Annotated in this window: 1 protein-coding gene; it reads left to right on the top strand. The window is 33.7% G+C overall.

The features are described from left to right. Nucleotides 1-128 precede the first annotated feature (128 nt). Nucleotides 129-1310 (top strand): IS256 family transposase, encoded by a 1182-nt coding sequence (locus DFR79_RS16045; protein WP_133516461.1) that lies wholly within the window; start codon nt 129-131, stop codon nt 1308-1310. Nucleotides 1311-1339: the final 29 nt, after the last annotated feature.

The following is a 1339-nucleotide window of genomic DNA, read 5'->3' as shown; positions in this document are numbered from 1 at the left end:
AGTATTGTATAATAAGTTGTGTAAATTAAATTTAGCGATTTTTTAAAATAAAAAAGAGGAATCCTTCTTTGAGTGGTTGAATATATTTATTGACGAAATAAAAAATCAAACCACTAGGAGGACTCCTCATGAAAAGTATAACTGAAAACCCCAACAATGGTCAAGTTGAATTTGACGATATGATCAATGATTTAATTAAAAATTTTATCGAAAAACTTCTTAAAGGTGAATTAACTGAATTTCTAAATTACGACAAATATGATTCTGCTGGTAAGAACTCTGGTAATAGCCGCAATGGCAATTATACTCGTAACTTTCAAACTAAATATGGTGTCATTGAAAATCTTGAAGTTCCAAGAGATAGAAATAATGATTTTCAAACCGCTCTGTTTGAGCCATATAAACGCCGTGATGACTGGCTGGAGCAGACTGTTATCCAAATGTATGCCAGAGGTCTATCTACCCGTGATATCGCTAATTTAATTGAGCAAATGTATGGTCAGAAATACAGTGCTACCAGTGTCAGCAACCTGACAGATATAGCAGTAAAAGAAATTGAACAATGGAAAAATAGACCCTTAGAAAAACGCTACAGCGTGCTCTTCATTGATGCTTTAAGCATCAAGATTCGCCGAGAGCATGTTGGTAATGAATCAGCATATATAATCATTGGAATCAATGAAGAAGGCTATAGAGAGATTCTGGACTTCTACATTGGTGTAACAGAGTCAGCTACACTCTGGCAGGAAGTACTGATGAACCTGAAATCCAGAGGCGTAGAACAGGTGCTTTTAGGCGTTATGGATGGCTTACCAGGATTAACTGACGCATTTCTTAAAGTATATCCAAAAGCAGATGTTCAACGCTGTGTAGTTCACAAGGTTCGTAACACACTAAAAAAAGTTAAAAAGAAACATACAGATGAAATAGTTACAGATTTAAAGAAAATTTACAAAGCTCCCAGCAGAGAGTATGCAGAGCAGGCCTTAAATGATCTCAGCTCAAAGTGGGATAAAATCTATCCTCACCTGGCTCAAAGCTGGTTTGAAGATAAAGATGAATTATTTGCTTTCTATAAATATCCAGATAGTATTCAGAAATCAATTTATACAACTAACTGGATTGAAAGAGCAAATAAAGAAATTAGAAAAAGACTTAAAACAATGAACAGTTTACCAAATGAAAAAGCAGCAGAAAAAATACTCTATCTTAAGATTTTAGACTACAATTCTAAGTGGTCAGAAAGAAGATTAAAAGGATTTTTAGCTACTCGAGAAAACTTAATTCAACTATTTGAAGAAAGATATTAATTTATTTACACAAAATACTTGACGTTACC

It is taken from the genome of Halanaerobium saccharolyticum, assembly GCF_004362045.1.
Classification (GTDB): domain Bacteria; phylum Bacillota; class Halanaerobiia; order Halanaerobiales; family Halanaerobiaceae; genus Halanaerobium; species Halanaerobium saccharolyticum_C.
The sequence above is the reverse complement of the archived record's forward strand: the minus strand, read 5'-3'. Positions and strand labels throughout refer to the sequence as shown.